The sequence below is a fragment of the Propioniciclava sinopodophylli genome (assembly GCF_004324755.1).
In the GTDB taxonomy this organism is placed as follows: domain Bacteria; phylum Actinomycetota; class Actinomycetes; order Propionibacteriales; family Propionibacteriaceae; genus Propioniciclava; species Propioniciclava sinopodophylli.
On the sequence record NZ_SDMQ01000007.1, the window covers coordinates 102,036 to 120,905 of the forward strand.

The 18,870-nt window shown below is 74.7% G+C and carries 9 protein-coding genes; 4 read left to right on the top strand and 5 right to left on the bottom strand.

The features are described 5' to 3' along the window. The first annotated feature begins 25 nt into the window (after positions 1-25). The 4 genes from ET989_RS08380 to ET989_RS08395 all read left to right on the top strand — a co-directional run bounded on the left by ET989_RS08380 (position 26) and on the right by ET989_RS08395 (position 8,713). A complete protein-coding gene (locus ET989_RS08380) occupies positions 26-3,130 on the top strand; it encodes an exodeoxyribonuclease V subunit gamma (protein WP_131168091.1) in 3,105 nt (1,034 codons plus the stop codon). Beyond that, on the top strand, positions 3,127-6,426 hold the full coding sequence (locus ET989_RS08385; protein WP_165490093.1) for a UvrD-helicase domain-containing protein: 3,300 nt from the start codon (positions 3,127-3,129) through the stop codon (positions 6,424-6,426). The genes ET989_RS08380 and ET989_RS08385 overlap by 4 nt, the downstream gene beginning before the upstream one ends. Beyond that, on the top strand, positions 6,423-8,081 hold the full coding sequence (recD, locus tag ET989_RS08390) for an exodeoxyribonuclease V subunit alpha (RefSeq protein WP_131168093.1): 1,659 nt from the start codon (positions 6,423-6,425) through the stop codon (positions 8,079-8,081). Before ET989_RS08385 ends, recD begins: the two co-directional genes overlap by 4 nt. A 104-nt stretch (positions 8,082-8,185) precedes the next feature. After that, positions 8,186-8,713, top strand: a complete 528-nt coding sequence (locus ET989_RS08395; protein ID WP_165490094.1) for a CarD family transcriptional regulator — start codon at positions 8,186-8,188, stop codon at positions 8,711-8,713. 2 nt (positions 8,714-8,715) lie between these two features. On the opposite strand, the gene ET989_RS08400 is transcribed toward ET989_RS08395, so the two are convergent. From ET989_RS08400 to ET989_RS08420, 5 genes are all read right to left on the bottom strand, one after another. Then, positions 8,716-9,129 carry a hypothetical protein gene (locus ET989_RS08400; RefSeq protein WP_206662277.1) on the bottom strand — a complete coding sequence of 138 codons (414 nt, stop codon included), beginning with the start codon at positions 9,127-9,129 and terminating at the stop codon, positions 8,716-8,718. A 203-nt stretch (positions 9,130-9,332) separates the two neighbouring features. Beyond that, positions 9,333-11,687 (bottom strand): ATP-binding cassette domain-containing protein, encoded by a 2,355-nt coding sequence (locus tag ET989_RS08405; protein WP_131168095.1) that lies wholly within the window; start codon positions 11,685-11,687, stop codon positions 9,333-9,335. Positions 11,688-11,747: 60 nt separating this feature from the next. Next, entirely contained in the window at positions 11,748-12,614 is an 867-nt protein-coding gene (gene nudC, locus ET989_RS08410; protein WP_131168096.1) for an NAD(+) diphosphatase, read from the bottom strand. Positions 12,615-12,623: 9 nt separating this feature from the next. Then, on the bottom strand, positions 12,624-15,770 hold the full coding sequence (locus tag ET989_RS08415; RefSeq protein ID WP_131168097.1) for an ATP-dependent DNA helicase: 3,147 nt from the start codon (positions 15,768-15,770) through the stop codon (positions 12,624-12,626). 1 nt (position 15,771) lies between these two features. Continuing rightward, positions 15,772-18,843, bottom strand: coding sequence for an ATP-dependent helicase (locus ET989_RS08420; protein WP_165490095.1), 3,072 nt, complete (start codon positions 18,841-18,843; stop codon positions 15,772-15,774). Positions 18,844-18,870: the final 27 nt, after the last annotated feature.

Consider the following 18,870-nt stretch of genomic DNA (forward strand, 5'->3'; position numbering starts at 1 on the left):
GCGGCCCCCTCTAGGGTGAGTCCCGATGAACCAGATGCTGCACACCTCCACCGACCTCGCCGGGCTGGCCGAGGCTTTCGTGGCCGCCACCGCGTCGGTCGGCGACCCGTTCGCGCGCCCGCTGGTGCTGGTGCCGGGCGCGGGCGTCCAGCGGTGGCTGAGCCAGCAAGTGGCCCGGGGCAGCAGTGCGGACGGCGAGGGCGTCAGCGCGGGCTTCGACGTCCACCCGCTGGGGGCACTGGAGTCGCTTCTGGCCGGCGAACTCCGCGACGACCCGTGGCAGCCCGAGCGTCTGGTCTGGGCGGTGCTGGGCGCCGTCGAGGCGGGGGTGCCCGGCCTGGAGCCGCTGGCCACGCACCTGGCGGCCAACGACCAGCGCTACGCGAACGCGCTGCGCGTGGCCCGCCTGCTGCGCCGCTACGCCGACCACCGCCCGGCCCTGCTGGCGCGCTGGTCCGCGAATCCGGTCGAGGGGGCCGAGGCGCTCGGCTTCGACGGCTGGCAGGTGCGGCTCTGGTCGGCACTGCGCGACCGCATCACCGCGCCCGACCCCATCGAGCGGCGCCGGGCTCTCGCGGCGGCCGTGGCCGACGGAACCGTGCCGGTGCCGTGGCCGGCGGTGCACGTGTTCGCCCCCCGCCGGGCGACCCCGGTGCACCGGTCGCTGCTGCGCGCGCTCGCCGAGCGGTGCGAGGTCCACGTGTGGCTGCCGACCGCGGGCGGCGCTGACACCGCCAACGCGCTGGCGGACGCGCTGGGCCGCACGGGCCGGGAGTGGCACGCTGCCTGGGCCGGGGCCGCCGACGGCCGCGTCGAGCACCCGGGCTCCCCCGTCGCGCCGACAACACTGGGCCGGCTGCAGGCGGCGATCCACGCGGGCACGCCGGTGCCGGCCCCCGTCACCGACGGCAGCCTGACGATCCACGCCAGCCACGGCCCGGGCCGCCAGGTCGAGGTCCTTCGCGAGGCGCTGGTCGGGCTGTTCGCCGACGACGCGACCCTCGAGCCGCGCGACGTCGTGGTCGCCTGCCCGGATCCGGACGCCCTGGCCCCGCACCTGGCGGCCGCGTTCACCGACACCGGGGGCGGAGCCACCCAGGGCTGGCAGCACCCCGCCACCCAGCTGCGCCTGCAGGTCGTCGAGGCGAACGCCGCGGGCGCCAACCAGCTGTTCGCGCTGCTGCGCGACGTGCTCACCCTCGGGGCGACCCGGGCGACGAGCACCCAACTGCTGGCGCTGGCGTCCCACCCGTTCGTCGCGCGGCGGTTCGGCTTCTCCCACGACGACCTGGACCGGCTCGCCGACCTCGTCGGCGCGGCTGCCATCCGCTGGGGCATCAACCCCGAGCACCGCGGCCGTTTCGGGCTGTCCGACATCCAGCAGAACACGTGGCAGCTCGGCGTCCAACGGCTGCTGCTGGGTGAGGCGCTCAGCGCCGACCACCTCGCCAGCGTCGGCATCGTGTCCACCGTCGACGACGTGACCTCCACCGACACCGCGCTGGTGGGCGCGCTGGCCGAGCTCGTCAGCCGGACCGCCCGCCTGGTCCGCTCGTTCGCGGTGGACGGGTCGGTGGCCGATTGGGTCACCCGGCTGCGGCAGGCCGTCGAGCAGCTGGCCGACGTGCCCTTCGCCGAGGGGTGGCAGCTGGCGCAGGTCTGGGCGGTGCTGGAGTCCATCGAGGCGCGCGCGGCCGCCTCCGCCGCGCGCCTGGCGCCGTCCGACGCCCTGGCCCTGCTCACCGACGCGTTCGCGGAGCGGGGTCTGCGGCCGGCGTTCGGCAGCGGCGCCCTCGTGGTGTGCTCACTGGAGGCGCTGGCCCGCGTCCCGCACCGCGTCGTGTGCCTGGTCGGGCTCGACGAGCGCAGCTTCCCGCGACGTGGCCTGGGCGACGGCGACGACCTGCTCGCGCGCGACCCGGCGCCCGGCGACCCCGACCCGGGGTCCGACGACCGGCAGGCGGTGCTGGACGCCGTTCTCGCCGCCCGCCAGCACCTCGTCGTGGTCTACCAGGGGCAGTCGACGCTCACGCCCGAGCCGCACCACCCGCCCGCGGGCGTGCAGGAGCTCATCGAGGCGATCGGGCCCTCGGCGGTCCGGCGGGCGCCGCTGCAGGCGTTCGCGCCGGCCAACTTCGCCGGCGAGCCCTCCTCGTTCGACGCCGGGGCGCTCCGCGGGGCCCGCGCCCTGGTCGCGCCGCGCGCGCCCCTGCCCGACCGGTGGGCGGTCGGCCACCTGCACCGCACGGAGCCGCTGGCCGAGCTCGGCGTCGAGCGGCTCGCCGCGCTGCTGCGTCACCCGGGCAAGTTCCTGCTGAAGGAGCGCGCCGACCTGACCCTCGGCGACGACGAGCCGCTGGCCGCGTCCATCCCGCTGGAGTTGAACGCGCTGGAGTCGTGGAAGGTGGGCGACGCCATGCTGGCCTCGCTGCGCGCCGGCCACCGGCCCGATGCCGTCACCACCGCGCAGTGGCTGAGCGGCGACCTGCCCCCGCGGCAGCTCGGGGCGGGCACCATCCGTTCCATCGCGGAGAAGGCACAGAGCGTGCACCGCGGATTCCTCAAGGTCGCCGACGCCCCGCCGCGGATGCAGGTGGTCGACCTGGACGTGGACGGGGTGAGGCTCACGGGCCGGCTCGTCACCCGCGGCGGGCTGCTCGCCGAGTCGCACTACGGCGCGGTGCGGGCCGACCACCTCGCGGCCGCGTGGGTGCGGATCCTGGCGCTGACCGTCGCCACGGGGCGCCGCACCGACGCCGTGCTCGTCGGCGGCCGCGGCCCCAGCCGGCTCGCCGCCCCGCCGGTCGAAAGGGCGCACGACTTCCTGGCCGACCTCGTCGAGCTGGCTCGGCACGGCACCGAGCAGGTGCTCCCCCTGCCCCCGCGCGTCGCCGAGTTCTGGGCCGAGCAGCGCCACCGTGGTCTCGACCCGACGCTGCAGAAGGAACGGCTGGAGAAGCTCTGGCAGTGGGATTCGGACGCCGTGTGGCGGCTGTGGTTCCCGCGTGGGACCAACCCGTGGTCGGTGCGCCGCCGCTCCGACGACCCGTGGGGAGTCCCGGGCGAACAGACGCAGCTCGGGGCGCTGGCCGTCCGGTTCTGGGACCCGATCAGGAGGGCCGCCGCGTGAGGAGCCTCTTCGACCTGACCGCGCCCCTGCCGCGCGGCACCACGGTGCTCGAGGCCTCGGCCGGCACCGGCAAGACGTTCGCCATCGCCGCCCTGGCCGCCCGCTACATCGCCGAGGGCGTCGCCGGCATCGACGACCTGCTGCTCATCACCTTCTCGCGGGCCGCCACTGCCGAGCTCCGGTCCCGCGTCCGCGAGCGCCTGCGCGACACGGCCGACGCGCTGGGGGCCGCGACCCACGGCGTCCGGCCGGAGGAAGTGGTGGCCGCCGGCCTGGCCGACGCGCCGCCGGAGGAGGTCGCGCTGCGCCGTGACCGCTTGGCCGACGCGTTCGCCCGTTTCGACCGCGCGGCGATCATGACCACGCACGAGTTCTGCCACGGCATGCTCGCCGGGCTGGGCGTGCTCGCGCCGCAGACCCCGCAGTCGACGCTCGTGGAGGACCTGCGTCCGCTCGCCGATGAGGCCGCCGAGGACGTCTACCTGCGCATGTTCGCCGACGCGCCCGAGGGCGCCCCCTTCCCCTTCGGGCGGGTGTGGGACGCCGACCCCGGCGCCCGCGACATCGCCCGCCAAGCTGTTTTTGAGGTCGCCGACCTCGTGGGCGCGGGTACGCCCGGCACGGCTGGCGTCCGGGTGGAGTTCGCCGAGGCGGTCCGCGCAGAGGTGGCGAGCCGCAAGCGCGAGCGCCGCCTGTTCTCCTTCGACGACCAGCTCACCCGCCTCGCGGACGCGCTGTCCGACGAGGGCGGCGGCGAGCAGGCGCGGGCCCGCCTGGCCGCGCGCTTCCCCGTCGTGCTCGTTGATGAGTTCCAGGACACGGACCCGACGCAGTGGCGGGTGCTGCGCAGCGCGTTCGGCGGCCGCTCCACCCTGGTGCTGATCGGCGACCCCAAGCAGGCCATCTACGGCTTCCGCGGGGGCGACGTGCACACCTACTCGCTGGCGGTCGAACAGGCCGACGGGCGCACCACCCTCGGCGTGAACCACCGCTCCGACCCCGAGGTGGTGGAGGGCGTCGGCCTGCTGTTCGCCGGTGTGGAGCTCGGCGAGGCCATTGTCGCGCCGCCCGTGGCACACCGCCACGAGCCGCGCCTGGTCGGCGAGCCCGGCACTGCCTGGGAGCGGGGCGTGCAGGTGCGGGCGCTGGAATCGGACAAAGCCGTCCACCCGGCCACCGCCCGCCGCGCCATCACCACCGACCTCGTCGGCCTCGTGGGCGGGCTCCTCGCCCCCTCATCCCCACTGCGCGCCCACGACCGTGCGCTGCGCCCCTCCGACATCGCCGTGCTGGTGCGCACCAACGACCGCGGCCAGGAGCTCGCGGCCGCGCTGCGTGCCGCCGGCCTGCCCGCCACGTTCAACGGCACGAACAGCGTCCTGGCCTCGGACGCCGCGGCCGACTGGCTCACCCTGCTGCGCGCCCTCGACCAGCCCCGCCGCCCCTACCTGCAGCGGGCGCTGCTGACCGACTTCGTGGGCGCGACGGTCCGAGACCTGGCGCTGGCGGACGCCGACCAGCACGGCGCGTGGTCGCTGCGCATCCACACGTGGGCGCGGGTACTGGAGCGCTCGGGGATCCCGGCCCTGTTCGCCGCCTTCGACGCCGACGCCGACTTCCGTGCCCGGCTGCTGTCGCGGCCCGACGGCGAGCGCCTCGTGACCGACCACCGCCACATCGCCGAGCTGCTGCACCAGCACCACATGCGCAGCCGTGCCGGCCGCGCACGCGACCTCGCCACCTGGCTGGTGGCCGAGCGCGACGGCGGCGGGGGCGGCAGCGACACCACGCGCCGCCGCGACACCGACGCCGACGCCGTGCAGGTGATGACGATCCACCGGGCCAAAGGGCTCCAGTGGCCGGTCGTCCTGCTGCCAGAGGTGGGGCACCAGCGCGAGGCGGAGGTCGACACCGGGCGCCTGTTGGTGCTGCCCGCCGGCGACTCGCGCATCCTCGATGTGGCCGGGCGCCGCAGCCCCGCCCGCGCCGACCGGTGGCGGCGCTGGCAGCAGGAGGACGCCGACGAGGCCCTGCGCGCCCTCTACGTCGGGCTCACCCGCGCGCAGTCCCGGGTGGTCGCCTGGTGGGCCCACCACTGGGACGCGGCGGCCTCGCCGCTGCACCGGCTCCTGCACGCGCCCCACGACCCGGCGCACCCGCGGCGTCCGGCCCTGAGCTACCCCACCACCGACCTGACCGCCGGTGGGTCGCCGCTCCATCTCGGCTGGCTGGCGGGCTCGCAGGTCGCGTGCGTGTCAGCCGGCGAACCCGTGCCGGCGCCGTCCGCTCCGGCAGCACCCGTGGAGGCGCCGACCCTGTCGGTGCGCCCGTGGGTCCGCTCCGTCGACCGGGCGTGGCGCCGGACGTCCTACTCCGGCCTCACCGCGGCCGCGCACGACTTCGCTGCCCTGGCCGACTCGATGATCGCCGACGAGCTCGTGGACGACCTGGCGGTCGATGCCGACCCGGCGTGGTCGGTGCCCTCGCCGATGGCCGACCTGCCCGCCGGCGCGGCATTCGGCACCTTGGTGCACGCGGTGTACGAGTACACCGACGCCACGGGGGACGCGTGGCGCCCGGCTCTGGCCGAGGCCGTTCGGGCGGCCCTGCGCCGCTGGCCGATCACGGGCGTGGCCCCCGACGCCCTCGCGGTCGCGCTGGAGCCGAGCTTCACCACGCCGCTGGGCCCGCTCGCCCCCGGGCGCACGCTGCGGTCGTTCGGCCACGCCGACCACCTCGCCGAGATGGACTTCGAGTTCGCGCTCGACCACCCCGACGCGACGCTGGCCGACGTGGCCCGCCTCCTGGCCGATCACCTGCCCGCCAGCGACCCACTGGCCGACTACCCGGCACGGCTCGACCACCCCGGCCTGGGCGACCAGACGCTCCGTGGCTTCCTCACCGGGTCCATCGACTCGGTCCTGCGGATGCGCACGGGCTGTGCCACCGACGGCTTCCTGGTGGTCGACTACAAGACCAACCGCCTCGCGCCGCCCGACGAGCCCCTGACCTTGGGCCACTACACGACCCGGGCCATGGCCGAGGCGATGATGGCCAGCCACTACCCGCTGCAGGCGTTGCTGTACTGCGTCGCCCTGCACCGGTTCCTGAGGCTGCGCATGGCCGGCTACGACCCCGGGCGCCACCTGGGGGGGGTCCTCTACCTGTTCGTCCGCGGCATGGCGGGGCCGGACACCCCCGTCGTCGACGGGCAACCCCTCGGCGTGTTCGCCTGGAAGCCGCCCGCCGCGCTGGTCGTCGCGGTGTCCCGCCTGCTCGCCGGAGGTGCCGCATGACCGACGCACACGTGGCCGTCAGCGCCACCGGCCCGCTGGCCGATTTCAACCTGGCCGGCGCCCTGACGTGGGCCGACATCCACCCCGCCCAGCAGTTGGGCCACCTGTTCGGCGAGAAGGACCCGCGCGTCCAACTGGCCCTCGCCCTCACCGTGCGCGCCCTCCGCTCGGGCTCGATCTGCCTCGAGCTGGACCGGCTACGCGAACTCGACCTCGGCGAGGAGGCGGTCTCGATCCCAGCCGACTGGTGGCCCGAGCAAGCCGGCTGGCTGGACGCGCTGCGCTCCAGCCCCGCTGTCACCGTCGGCGACCAGGGGGCCGGCGACCGCCCGTTGCGGCTGGTCGACGACGCCCTCTACCTGGAACGTCACTTCGCCGACCAGGAGGCCGTCCGCAAGGCGCTGCTGGCGCGGCTGGCCACGGCGCCGGCGACCGGGACGCCCGAGGGGCAGGACGCCGCCGTCGACCTCGCCCTGACCAGCCCCGTCACCGTGATCGCGGGCGGTCCGGGCGTGGGCAAGACGTACACGATCCGGCGCATCATCGAGCGGCTGCGCACCGACCAGCCGGACGCCCTCATCGCGCTCGCCGCCCCCACGGGCAAAGCCGCCGCCCGCATGACCGAGTCGCTCGGCGACGGGTCGCTGACCGCGTTGACGCTGCACGCGCTGCTGGGTTGGAAGCCCGGCTCGCGCAACCGGTTCCTGCACGACGCCGAGCGCCCGCTGCCGCACGACGTGGTGATCGTGGATGAGATGTCCATGGTGTCGATGGTGCTGATGAACCGGCTGCTGGCCGCGCTCAAGCCCTCGGCGCGGCTGGTGATGGTGGGCGACCCCGACCAGCTCAGCTCCGTGGACGCGGGCAGCGTGCTGGCCGACATCACGCGCGCCCCGGCGACGACGGGCGTCGTGGCCCGCCTGACCCGCAACTACCGCTTCGCCGGCGCCATCGCGACGCTCGCCACGGCCGTCCGCGATGGCGACGCCGAGGGGGCGCTGGCGGTGCTCGCGGGGCCGGACGCCGGCGTCCGGCTGGCGGGGGTGCCGGAGGGCTCCCCGGCACTGCGGGAGCGGGTGGTGTCAGCGGGCGCCGCGGTGTTCGAGGCGGCGTCCGACCACCGACCCGCCGACGCGCTCGCCGCGCTGGAGCAGCACCGCCTGCTGTGCGGGCACCGGCGGGGCCCTTTCGGGGTTACCCACTGGACGCGGCAGGTGCAGAACTGGCTGCTGGCGGACGTACCCGGCTACTCCGTGGAGGGCGAGTTCCACACCGGGCGCCCGGTCATGGTGACGGCGAACCGCACCGAGTTCGGCCTCTACAACGGCGACACGGGCGTCATCCTGCACGACGGCGACCGCCCCCGGGCGTGGTTCTCCTCAGGCGGCGGGCTCGCGTCGTGGTCGCCCTTCCTGCTGGACGGCCTGGCGAGCGTGCACGCGATGACCGTCCACAAGGCCCAGGGAAGCCAGTTCTCCCACGTCAGCGTGGTGCTGCCGCCGCCCGGTTCGCCCCTGCTGACGCGCGAACTGCTGTACACGGCGGTGTCCCGTGCCCGTGACAGTGTGCTGCTGCTGGGCGACGAGGAGGCGGTGGTCGAGGCGATCACCCACCCGGCCCGGCGGATGAGCGGGCTGGCCCGCCGCCTGGGCTGATGGGTGAGCGGCTCTGACTGGGGGTTTTGCCGCACACCGTGGCCAGTGGCGCGGTTTGTTCGATACAATGGATGTCAATCGAACGACGACGTGAGAGGAAATCGGTGCAGTTCACCATCGGTCAGACCGTTATCCACCCCCACCATGGGCCCGCCACCGTGCGCGGCTTCGCCAGCCGGATCTTGAAGGGGCGGGTGATCGACTACGTCGACCTCGAGGTGCTGGCCACCGCGATGTCCGTGAGCGTGCCCCTGGCCAGCCTCGCCGACGTGGGCATCCGGAAGGTGGCCTGCCCCGCCCAGATCGCCGAGCTGACCGCCGTCCTGTGCGCCGACTCCCCGCCCGCCGAGAACCAGTGGTCCCGCCGTGTGAAGGGCCAGCGCATCGAGATCGCGACCGGTGACCCCCTGCGCATCGCTGCGGTCGTCCGCGACCTGATCCGCCGCCGGGAGGAGCGCGGGCTCTCCATGGCCGAGAAGGAGATGCTGACCGAGGGCGCCCAGCCGTTGGTCGCCGAGGTGGCCCTCTCCGTCGACACCACCGAGGAGGACGCGCTCGCGGTCCTCGAGGCCCTCGTCACCGAGCGAAGCAACGAGGCTTTGCGCCGCCGCGGCCTCCTCGCCCGCGCCTGACGTCAGTCGGACAGCCGTGCGGCGAGGCGCTGCACGGTGGGCCAACTGCGCGTGGTCGTCGCTTTCCCGTAGGCCCGTTCCAGCCACGCCATGAATCCCCCGGTCCGCCCGGGTTCGGAGTTGTCGGTCACCGTGAGCAGGACGCCGTGCGCCCGGTCGAAGCCGACGACGTCCGTGAGATGGAGCTGGGGCGGTTCCGGTGGCGGGTTCGCGACGGACGCCGCGTCCTTGACGAACGTGGCGGTCAGGTAGGTGCCCTTGCCGTGGGTGAGCCCCGGGAAGGGGTCCGTTGCGGCCAGCGACCCCATCGACCCGGCGGCCCGGACGATCGCCCCGCGCAAGTGCGCGTTGGACATGTTCTTCCCGCTCGGCGCGATCCCACGGAGCAGCGCCACGTACCGGTGTCCCTGTGCCACGCCCCCAGCCTCCCACGTTCGCGCGCCGCGGCGCCGTACACCGCCGAGGGCTTGCCTTCACACCGCCGAGGGCTTGCCTTCACACCGCCGAGGGCTTGTCCCCGGGCCCTTGAGGTGCGAGCCAAGCGAGCCTCGAAGGGCTCTCGGCGCACAAACCAGGGGCTCTCGGCGCACAAACCCGGGGCTCTCGGCGCAGGGGGCGGTCAGGCGCCCACGTAGGTGGCGAGGTGCCGGGCGGTGAGGGTGGTGCGGTCGGCCACCAGCTGGGCGGGGGTGCCCTCGAACACCACGCGTCCGCCGTCGTGGCCGGCGCCGGGGCCGAGGTCGATGATCCAGTCAGCGTGGGCCATCACGGCCTGGTGGTGCTCGATCACGATGACGTCCTTGCCGGACTCGACAAGCCGGTCCAGCAGGCCGAGCAACTGCTCGACGTCGGCCAGGTGGAGGCCGGAGGTCGGCTCGTCGAGGATGTAGGTGCCGCCCTCGCTCGCCATGTGTGTGGCCAGCTTCAACCGCTGCCGCTCGCCGCCCGACAGGGTGTTCAGCGGCTGCCCGATGTGCACGTAGCCGAGTCCGACGTCGGCCAGGCGGGCGAGGATCTTGTGCGCCGCCGGCAGCTTGGCCTCACCGTCGGCGAAGAAGGCCAGCGCCTCGTCCACCGGCATGTCCAGCACGGCGCGGATGTCGCGTCCGCCCAGCTTGTACCCCAGGACCGCCGACTGAAAGCCCTTGCCTTCGCACTCCTCGCAGGTGCTCGCGACGGTCTCCATGAAGCCCAACTCGGTGAACACCTGCCCCGCGCCATTGCACGTCGGGCACGCGCCCTCGGAGTTCGCGCTGAACAACGCGGGCTTCACGCCGTTGGCCTTGGCGAACGCTTTGCGGATCGGCTCGAGCAGCCCGGTGTAGGTGGCCGGGTTCGAGCGGCGCGACCCCTTGATCGCTGCCTGGTCGACCGTCACCACGCCCTCGCGCTTGCCCAGGGCCCCGTGGATCAGCGAGCTCTTCCCCGACCCCGCCACCCCGGTCACCACGACGAGGACGCCGGTGGGCACGTCCACGTCCACGTCGGCCAGGTTGTTGGTGGACGCCCCGCGGATCTCGAGGACGCCGGTGGGCGTCCGGACCTCCCCCTTCAGCTGGGCGCGGTCGTCGAGGTGGCGTCCGGTCAGGGTGCCGGACGCCCTCAGCCCGGCCAGGTCGCCCTCGTAGACGACCTCGCCGCCGTGCGAGCCCGCCCGCGGGCCGATGTCGACGACATGGTCGGCGATGGCCATCACCTCGGGCTTGTGCTCGACGACGAGCACCGTGTTGCCCTTGTCGCGCAGTTGGAGCAGCAGCTCGTTCATCCGCTGGATGTCGTGGGGGTGCAGCCCGACCGTGGGCTCGTCGAACACGTAGCTCACGTCGGTCAGCGACGACCCCAGGTGGCGGATCATCTTCAACCGCTGCGCCTCACCACCCGACAACGACCCAGACGGCCGGGCCAGGCTCAGGTAGCCCAGGCCGATGCCGACGAACGAGTCCAGCAGCGCCTGCAGGTTGTCCAGCAGCGGGCCGGCGGACGGGGCATCCAGCCCCCGCACCCAGACGGCCAGGTCGCTGACCTGCATCGCGCAGGCGTCCGCGATCGAGATACCGCCCAGCTTGGCGCGACGCGCCCCCTCGGCCAGGCGGGTGCCGTCGCAATCGGGGCAGGTGCCGAACACGACCGCGCGCTCCACGAACGCCCGCACGTGGGGCTGCATCGCCTCGGGGTCCTTGCTGAGCATCGACTTGGAGATCTTGGGGATCAGGCCCTCGTAGGTCAGGTTGATGCCCTCGACCTTGATCTTGGTCGGCTCCTTGTGGAGCAGGTCGTGCAGCTCGCGCTTGGTGTAGTCGGCGATGGGCTTGTCGACGTCGAAGAACCCGGACCCGGCGAAGATGCGTCCGTACCAGCCGTCCATCGAGTAGCCGGGGATCTTGAACGGGCCCTGGCTGAGCGACTTGCTGGCGTCGTACAGCTCGTCGACGTCGACGTCGGAGATGGCGCCGGTGCCCTCGCAGCGCGGGCACATGCCGCCCACGACCTTGAACTCCTTGACGACCTTGGCGGCGCCGACCCCCTTGTCGACCTTCACGGCTCCCCCGCCGGTGACCGAGGGCACGTTGAACGAGAAGGCCTGCGGCGACCCGATGTGCGGGGTGGCCAGCTTGCTGAACAGGATGCGGAGCAGGGCGTTGGCGTCCGTCACGGTGCCGACGGTCGAGCGGATGTTGGGTGTCAGGCGCTCCTGCCCGACCACGATGGCGGTGGTCAGTCCGTCGAGGTGGTCGACATCGGGGCGGTCGAGGGTGGGCATGAAGCCCTGAACGAAGGCCGGGTAGGTCTCGTTGATCAGGCGCTGGCTCTCGGCGGCGATGGTGTCGAACACCAGCGAGCTCTTGCCCGAGCCGGACACGCCGGTGAACACCGTCAGGCGGCGCTTGGGGATGTCGAGGTCGACGTCGCGCAGGTTGTTGACCCGCGCCCCCCGGACACGGATGACGTCGTGACCGTCTGCGGTGTGGGCCATGGCTCCCCCTCGGGTCTCGCTGTGGGTGCGGGCGGGCCAGCATACGCCGCCCCGGGCGCCTCAGGCGTCCAGTCGGCCCTCACGCCACGCGGTGATGATGCGGGAGGCGATCGAGGAACGCATCGGGAGCGTCAGCTCGCCGGCGTCCACGAGGCTCTCCAGCTCGGCAGGTGTGTAGAAGTTCGCCCACTCGATCTCGGCGCCGTCCACGGCGACCTCGGCGCCGATCGCCCGCGCCACGAACCCGAGCATCAGGGAGCGCGGGAACGGCCACGGCTGGCTGCCGACGTAGCGCAGCGCGGACAGCTCCAGGCCGGACTCCTCGCGAATCTCGCGGTGGACGGCCGCCTCCAGCGACTCGCCTGCCTCCACGAAGCCGGCCAGGATCGAGACGCGCGTGGGCTCCCAGCCGGCGTGGTGGCCGAGCAGCAGGCGCCCGCGGTCATCGAGGATCGCGACGATCACGGCCGGATCGGTGCGCGGGAAACGCTGGCGCTCGCAGCCGCTGCACCAGCGCATGTGGCCACCCTCGCGCACCTGCGTGAGCGTGCCGCACCGGCCGCAGTAGGGCGCGACCCGGTGCCAGTTGACCAGCGCGACCGCGGTGGTGGCGATGTCGGCCTCGGTCTCGGGCAGGACGCCGCCGAGCTGGCGCAGCGAGGCCGAGGGCCCCTCGGGCGTGGCGGCCACGGCGAACCACGGCTCGCCGTCGACCACGCCGACCAGGTAGTGGTGCTCGGCGTCGTAGTCGCCGCCGGGGCGGATCCAGCGCAGCTCGTGGCCAGTGGGGTCGGACGACACGTTCGAGCGGTCGTCGACGCCGATCACCTTGGCCCCCGGGTGCGTCCACAACCCCGCAACCCAGGCCTCGTCGAGGCGCCCGTCGGGGGCCCGGTCGAGCCTGCTGTTCGACACCCACGGTTCCATGGGCCCAACCTAGCGACCCGGGGCGAGCCTGCCCACCATCCGCTCCAAGGCGTGCCGGCCCGGCAGCCCGGTGGGCCGGACGACCTGCCCGGTGAGCACGTCCACGAACGCGGCATCCACGTCGGCGACCCCGATGCCCTGCAGTTCGGCCCACGCCAGCCGGTAGACGGCGAGCTGGAGCGGATTGGGGCGCCCGCGGCCTGTCTTCCAGTCCACCACCTCGGTGCGCCCGGCGTCGGTGAACACCGCGTCGATGCGCCCGCGGACGACCTGGCCGGCGAGGAACAGCGAGAACGGCACCTCGGTGGCGTAGGGCGTCCGGTCGGCGAACGGCCCGGACTCGAACGCCTCGACGAGCGCGGCCAGCCCCGCGTCGGTTCGCACCTCCTCGTCCGGCTCGGCGAGCAGCGTGGGCGCGGCGGTGAACCGGCGCTCCAGCCACGCGTGGAAGAGCTCTCCCACGCGCGCGGCGCGCCGGGGCGGTGCGGGCATCGGCCGGGCCAGGCCGGCGAGGTAGCCCTCGGCGTCGGACTCCAGCGCGATCAGCGCGGTCGCGGACAGGTAGGGCGGCAGCGCCAGGGCCGCGTCGGCGCGCCGGAGGGCGGCCTCGGCCAGCAGCTGGTCGGCCGCGGCGTCCCAGGACGCGACGGTGGCCTCCTCGTCCAGCAGCAGGCCCGCGCCGTCCGCGACCGGGGCGCCCTCCCGAGCTCGGGTGACGGCGGTGGCCGCCTCCCGGCGCCGTTCGCGGGCGGCTGCGTCGCCGGGCGCCGGCCACGGGAACCCGCTGTCGTGGCCCAGCAGCGGGTTCTCCGCCGAGACCTCTTCGGCGTGCACCTCGGCGGCGAACCGCTCCAGGGTGCGCAGGTAGGGCGAGGGCGTGCGCGGCTTCTTGAGGTCGCTCCAGGCGTGTGTGGTGGACACGAGGTGCTGGCGCGCCCGAGTGACCGCCACGTAGGCGAGCCGGTCGTCGCCGCGCCGGGCCTCGGCCTTGAGCGCCTCGGCGTACTGCTTGGTCGCCGGATCGGTCACGTCGGTGAGCTGGGGCACGTTGGCGGCGTCGCCGCGCAGGTCGGCCGGCAGCACGGCCGAGGCGCTGAGCCAGTTGCCCTGGATGCGGTCGGACGGGAACACCTTGTCGGCCAGCGCCGGCAGGTAGACGTGCTCCCATTCCAGGCCCTTCGACTTGTGGATCGTGAGCAGCTTGACCGAGTCGGACGCCGCCGGCACGGCCTGCTCCAGGCCCACCCCGCGGTCCTCCTCGGCGGCCAGCCACGCCAGCAGGCCGGTCAGCGACCCGTCACCGTCGACGTCGGAGTAGCCGGCGACCTGCGCCACGAAGGCGTCCAGCTGGCGCGTGCCCCCCGGGCCCCGCAGTGCCAGCTCGACCTCCAGCCCGAGCATGGTCACGACGCGGCGGATCAGGTCGTTGACCGGCCCGCCCGCGTGGGGGCGCAGGGCGGCCAGCTCGGCGGCGCAGGCGCCCAGCCGGCGGCGCCCCTCGGCGGTGTAGGGGCCGTCGCCGGGGTCTGCGAGCGCCTCGGCCAGGCTGGGCGCGTGCGCGGCCTCGGTGGTGTCGATGATGCGGGTGATCTCCTCGGCGGCCGAGACCTCCTCCGAGCGCGTCTCGCCGGCGAGCTCGCGCGCACGGCGTCCGAGCGTGGCCAGGTCGGCCGGCCCGATGGCCCAGCGTGGGCCGGTGAGGACGCGCACGAGGTCGGGGTTGGCGGTCGCGTCGCCCAGCACCCGCAGGACCGCGACCACGTCGGCCACCTCGGGCACCGCCAGCAGTCCGTCCAACCCCACGATCTCGACGGGGATGCCCCGGGCGGCCAGCTCGGCGTACAGGGGACGGATGTGGGCGTTTCGGCGCGCCAGCACCGCGATGTCGGACCAGGAGCGCGCCCGCCCGGAGTCGTGGGCGGCGGCGATGTCGTCGGCGACCCACGCGACCTCACCGGGCCACGTGTCGAAGGTGGCGACCCGGATGTCGCCCGGCGGCGTGCCCTTGGGCGCGACGAGGTCGGTGTCGATGCCGTCCCACTGCAGCTCCTCGTCGGCGCGCAGCGGCCCGGAGAGCGCGTTGGCCGCGTCCAGGATCTGCTGGCCCGAGCGGCGGTTGACCGTGAGGGCGTACGGGGTGGCCGGGCTGCCGTCTGTGTTGGGGAACTGTTCGGCGAACGTGATGATGTTGGCCGCCGCCGCGCCGCGCCACCCGTAGATGGCTTGGCACGGGTCGCCCACGGCCGTGACGGGGTGGCCACGGCCCGCTCCGGCGTCCGGTCCCGAGAACAGGGCGCGCAGCAGCTCGGCCTGCGCGCTGGAGGTGTCCTGGTACTCGTCCAGGAGCACCACGGCGAACTGCTCGCGCAGGAGCGCACCGACCGACGGGACGGTGCGGGCGAGTTCGGCGGCGACGCCCATCTGGTCGGCGAACTCAACCGCCCCCAGCTCGCGCTTGAGCCGCTGGTAGCCGTCGACGAGGCCGGCGACCTCGACCCGTTCGGCGGCCGCGGCGGCGGCCTTCTTCAGCGAGGCGTAGAGGTCCTTGGTGCGCGAGCGCGGCGACTGCTCGACCTCGGACAGGAACTCAACGGTGTGCGCGACGACCGCGTCGGTGGCCACGAGGTGCGAGGCCAGGTCGCCGTCGAGGGCGAGCACCTTGTCGGTGACCGACTCGGGGCGCAGGCGGGCCAGCTGGTGGAACGGGCCCGGCGCGGCGGCGACCACCCGCGAGGCGATACGGAAGCGGGCGGCGCCGGTCAGCATCCGCGCGTCACCCTCGACGCCGATGCGCAGGCCGTGGTCGGCGACCAGCCGGGCGGCGAACGCGTCGTAGGTCATGATCAGCTGCTCGCCGGCGTCGTCGAAGCCGTCGGTGTCGACCACGCCGGCGCGGGCGAGGGCGTCCCGCACGCGCACGCTGAGCTCGGCGGCCGCCTTGCGGGTGAACGTGAGCCCCAGTACCTGCTCGGGGCGCACCTGCCCGGTGCCCACGAGCCAGACCACGCGGGCGGCCATCACGGTCGTCTTGCCGGAGCCGGCGCCGGCGATGATCACGCCGGGCGCGAGCGGTGCGGTGATCGCCGTCAGCTGCTGGTCGGAGAACGGGATGCCCAGGGCGTCCGAGACCTGGCGGGGGTCGGTGAACCGGGCCATGTCAGACCACCTGCCCGCTGCGCGCCGGGCAGCTCGACCGGACGGGGCACCACTGGCAGTGCCCGCCGGGGCGCGCGTCGAACGAACCCTCGGCCAGCACGCGCCGCGCCTGCGCGACCTGGTGATGGACCCAGGTCGGGTGGGCGAGCTCGTCGGGGTCGTCGCTGAGGTGAGGCTTCTCGGCCAGAGAGGGCTGGCGGTAGTCCTTGGGCCAGCCCGGCGTCGCGTCGTGGCGCAGGTAGACCAGGCTCGCCCCGGCCGAGTGCGCGCCCGGCGCGTGCTGCTCGAACCCCCCGGCCTCGATGGCCAGCTGGTAGACGCCCAGCTGCACGGACGCCGCCGCCTCGGCCTGCGTCGGCAGCGAGCGCCCGGTCTTGAAGTCGACGACGCGCAGGTCGCCGGTGGGCGTCCGTTCGAGCCGGTCTACGCTGCCGGCCAGCACGACCACCTCGCCGTCGACCTCGATCGCGGCCTCGAACGGCACCTCGACGCCCACCACGTCAGCGTGCTCGTGGCCCGACTGCCAGGCGACGAACCGTTCCACGGCCGCATCCGCCTCGGCGCGCTCGGACGCGGACAGCCACGCCGCGGGGAACGGGATGTCGGCCCACACCGCGTCCAGCAGCTCGGACGCCGTCGCGTACGTCAGCTCGCCGCTGGCCGCCCGTTCGGCGACCGCGTGCATGACCGACCCCAGGATGGTCGTCGAGCTGCGCGGGGGCTCTGCCTTCACCTCGCGGTTGAGGAAGTACCGCCGCGGGCAGGTGAGGACGCCCTCCAGCTGGCTGGGACTGAGGCGCACCACCTCGCCGCGGGGCGGGGAGGTCAGGCTCGTGGGCGCGAGCAGGCCCCACCAGCGGGCCGGGTCGGCGTCGGGCGCCAGCGGGCGGCCGTCGGCGTCGGTGGCGTCGGCGAGGCGGGCCAGCCGCGCGGCGGCGGCCTCGCGCAGGCCGGGGGCGGCCTCCGCGTCCTGCGCCACCCGGCGCAGCTCGGCCACCAGCGCCCGTAGGGTGTGCAGCCGCACGGGCGGGTCGACGACGTGGCGCACGGGCACGCCCAACTCGGTGAGGAAGCGCGAGGGGCGGTCGTCCTCCCCCTCGGTGCCCTCGACCGCGGTGACGAGCAGGCGCCCCTGGGCCCGCGAGCAAGCGAGGAGGAACAGCCGGCGCTCGCTGGCGACCAGCTCGCGGGTTACGACCCCCTCGCCCAGCCCGGCCGAGGACAGCCGCTGGGCGTCGAACACCGATCCACGGCGGCGGACGTCGGGCCACACGCCCTCCTGGACACCCGCGACCACGGTGAACGCCCAGTGCCGGCCCTTGGCCCGGTGCGCCGTCAGCACGCGGACGCCCCGGCCCGCGACCGCCGACTCCCGCTGGCTGTCAGCCGGGATCTGTTGCTGGGCGACCTCGGCGAGAAACCACCGGACGCCGTCGGCGCCCCCGGGTGCCGCCGACTCATGGGCCAGCTGGAACAACGCCACGATGGCGTCCAGGTCGCGGTTGGCGCGTGCGGCGCCGTCTCCGGGGCGCAGGGCCTCGGCGCGCAGGCGGGCCGGCCAGTCGGTGCCGGCCCACAGCTCCCACAGGACCTCGTCGGGGCGGGCGCCGGCGGTCACCCGGGCGGCGGCCACGGCCAGCAGGTCGCGCCGGTCGGCCAGGTCGTCGACGCCCTCGGGCACGGGGCGGAGCCCCGCGAGCGCCTCGGCGACCAGCGTGGGCGCCGGGGTGCCGCCGACCTCGGCGTCCGCCCCGCGCAGCAGCCGCCCCAGCGTGCGGATCGAGACGGCGTCGAAGCCGCCCCAGCCCGACAGCAGCAGGCGGTGGGCCTCATCGGCGTCCGGGACGCCCCCGCGACCGGCGACGTCGAGGGCCAGCAGGAGCGGGCGGACCGCCAGCTCGGAGGCCAGGCCGATCTCGTCGCCGGCGACCTCCACGGGGATGCCCGCATCGGCCAGCGCCCGCGCCAGCGGCGGGATCTGCCGCCGCCCCGAGCGCACGAGCACGGCCATCTCGCCCCACGGCACGCCGTCATCGAGGTGGGCAGCCCGCAGCTCGCCGGCGATGTGGCGCGCCTGGGTGGCCCCGTCGGCGAACGTGCACGCCTGGACGCGGCCCTGCCCCGTGGGGCGCGGGGCCCGGTAGGCCTGCGCGGCCCCCGCGTCGACCGCCGGGGCGCCCAGCCGGCGTGCGACGGACGCCAGCGCCTCGGCCTGGGTGACCCCCTGCCCCCAGGCGGTGTCGAGCACCGCCACCTCGGGGGCACCGGCCGGCGTCGTGAACAGCCGGACGAACTCGGCCGAGGCGCGCGGGTGGGCGCCACGGAAGCGGTAGATGGAGGTGTCGGGGTCGGCCAGCGCGACGACGGGGATGCCGTCGGGCACCAGGCCGCGCACGAGCGCGATCTGGGCCGGGTCGAGCTCGCACCAGTCGTCGACGTACACCGCGCCGAACTGCCGGCGCACGGAGTCCGCCACCTCGGGACGCCCCAGCAGGATGCGGGCGCGGTGCACCAGCTCGGCGTAGTCGAGCGCGCCCTCGGCGTCGAGCACGTCGAGGTACTCGGCGAGGAACTCCCCCAGCGCCACCCAGCCGGGCTCCCCGGCCGCGGCACCGGCATCCGCCACCTGGTCGGGGTCGAGACCGAGCTGCCGGGCGCGGGCGAGCACGGCGCGCACCTGCTGGGCGAAGGCGCGGGTGCCGACGGCCGCCTCCAGCTCGGCAGGCCAGGAGCCGCGCCACCCGCGCAGCAGCTCCCGGATGCGGAATTCCTGCTCGGGGGCGGTGAGCAGGGTGGGCAGCGCGTCCTCCGCGTCGGCCCAGCGGCGCAGCAGCGCAAGGCAGAAGGCGTGGATGGTCATCACCTGCGGCGCCAGCGTGGTGCGCCCTGCGCGTCGCACGATGGCGTCGCGCAGCTCCGACGCCGCCTGCCGGGTCGCCGCGAAGACCAGCGCGGGCGCGGCGCCGGACGCGATGCGCGCGGCCACGGCGTCCGCCACAAGGGTCGTCTTGCCGGTGCCGGCGGCGCCCAGCACGAGCACCGGCCCCGTCGCGTCGGCCACCACGTTTCGCATGTCCCCCATCCCAGCACACCCCACCGA

Coding starts and splice junctions, on each gene's coding strand:
- ET989_RS08380 (WP_131168091.1), top strand. CDS start 26: ATGAACCAGATGCTGCACACCTCCACCGACCTCGCCGGGCTGGCCGAG.
- recD (WP_131168093.1), top strand. CDS start 6,423: ATGACCGACGCACACGTGGCCGTCAGCGCCACCGGCCCGCTGGCCGAT.
- ET989_RS08405 (WP_131168095.1), bottom strand. CDS start 11,687: ATGGCCCACACCGCAGACGGTCACGACGTCATCCGTGTCCGGGGGGCG.
- nudC (WP_131168096.1), bottom strand. CDS start 12,614: ATGGAACCGTGGGTGTCGAACAGCAGGCTCGACCGGGCCCCCGACGGG.
- ET989_RS08415 (WP_131168097.1), bottom strand. CDS start 15,770: ATGGCCCGGTTCACCGACCCCCGCCAGGTCTCGGACGCCCTGGGCATC.
- ET989_RS08420 (WP_165490095.1), bottom strand. CDS start 18,843: ATGCGAAACGTGGTGGCCGACGCGACGGGGCCGGTGCTCGTGCTGGGC.